Annotated in this window: 2 protein-coding genes; one reads left to right on the forward strand and one right to left on the reverse strand. The window is 65.5% G+C overall.

All coding sequences use genetic code 11. The features are described 5' to 3' along the window. Positions 1-268 precede the first annotated feature (268 nt). The gene (locus TSO221_RS34720) at positions 269-511 is read right to left on the reverse strand and encodes a helix-turn-helix transcriptional regulator (protein WP_247878411.1); all 243 of its coding nucleotides are present in this window, start codon (positions 509-511) and stop codon (positions 269-271) included. A 187-nt stretch (positions 512-698) separates the two neighbouring features. On the opposite strand from TSO221_RS34720, the gene TSO221_RS34725 reads away from it, so the two are divergent. After that, positions 699-974, forward strand: a complete 276-nt coding sequence (locus tag TSO221_RS34725; protein ID WP_109122986.1) for a DUF2285 domain-containing protein — start codon at positions 699-701, stop codon at positions 972-974. The last annotated feature ends 280 nt before the right edge of the window (positions 975-1,254 follow it).

Consider the following 1,254-nt stretch of genomic DNA (forward strand, 5'->3'; position numbering starts at 1 on the left):
CGCGGCGCACGCCCAGCGCGCCGTCGATTTCCTGCACGCGCTTCAGCCGCCGGTGCAGCAGGCGGCATGAACACCGACCGGGGACCGGTGCGGACGACGCACCGGTCCCCGGCCCAGGGGCAAAGCCCGTTCATCATGCGATGCTGAAGAATATCCGGAAAGTTTAGCCAAACCCCGCCAGATGCGCTGTTGGCAGCAGGCCATTGCAAAGCATCTAAAGACACGGCGGCGCTGTGATATTTCGATGCGCGGCGTCGCCGTTCCGGATCTACGGATTTCCGGCAATCCGCGCAAGGTAGGGGTGATTGGGGGGAAGTTCCAGAAGATCGCTGGGAAGCACCGAAAGGGCGGCCGCCAGACGGCCGACCATGACGATGGTCGCCTTGTGCTCGGCCCGCTCGATGGTGCCGAGATAGCTGCGGTCCATGCCGGCACGGTGCGCCAACTCCTCCTGCGTGATGCCCTTGGCGTGGCGCAGGCGGCGGACGTTCCAGGCCAGGATCTCGGGCATGTCCTCCATCCGCAGGATGGAGCCGGATTGCGGGGCAAGTCTCCACGGGATAGATCTCCCATTCGGAGCGGACGGGATGGTATCATGGGCCGTGGCTGTGCGACCGGTGCGGACGGTGCCTACATATGATGGTGTGCAAAGCGCGGTCGTTTCAGAGCGAGACCACACGAAGGGGAGAGACCAGCCGATGACGTCGCCTCAGCTCGAACCGCCTGTCGCCGACGCGCCGCCCCATTCGGAGAGCCTGACCGACTACGACCGTCTGCACCTCGTGACCTACCTGCGCCTGCTCGACGCCGAGGCGGACGGGGCCGACCCGGACGAGGTCGCCCGCATCGTGCTGCGCATCGACCCCGCCCGCGAGCCCGAACGCGCCCGGCACGCTCACGCCACCCATCTGGCGCGGGCGCAGTGGATGACCCGGGTCGGCTACCGGCACCTTCTCCAGCAGGGTATGCACTGATCCGCAACGCCGGATGTCCGGAAATCCGCCGTTCTGCCGTCCCGAATCGGCGGAGCCTGCGGAAGTACGCCATTCTTGTTCCCGTTGTACACCGTCAGCGTCGTCGCAATTTCAGGGTAGGTGCTCACCTTTTGATTTGGGCGCAACCTGACGCTGCGCACGAGCGACAAGGTCATGACAGCAAAGAACGATTGGCGCGCATCCGCCGCCTACCAGTACGCCTTATCCGTGCCTGTTTCCTGCTGGGCGTGGGAGTTCCTGCGCCGCGACGGAGCCTATC

It is taken from the genome of Azospirillum sp. TSO22-1, assembly GCF_003116015.1.
In the GTDB taxonomy this organism is placed as follows: domain Bacteria; phylum Pseudomonadota; class Alphaproteobacteria; order Azospirillales; family Azospirillaceae; genus Azospirillum.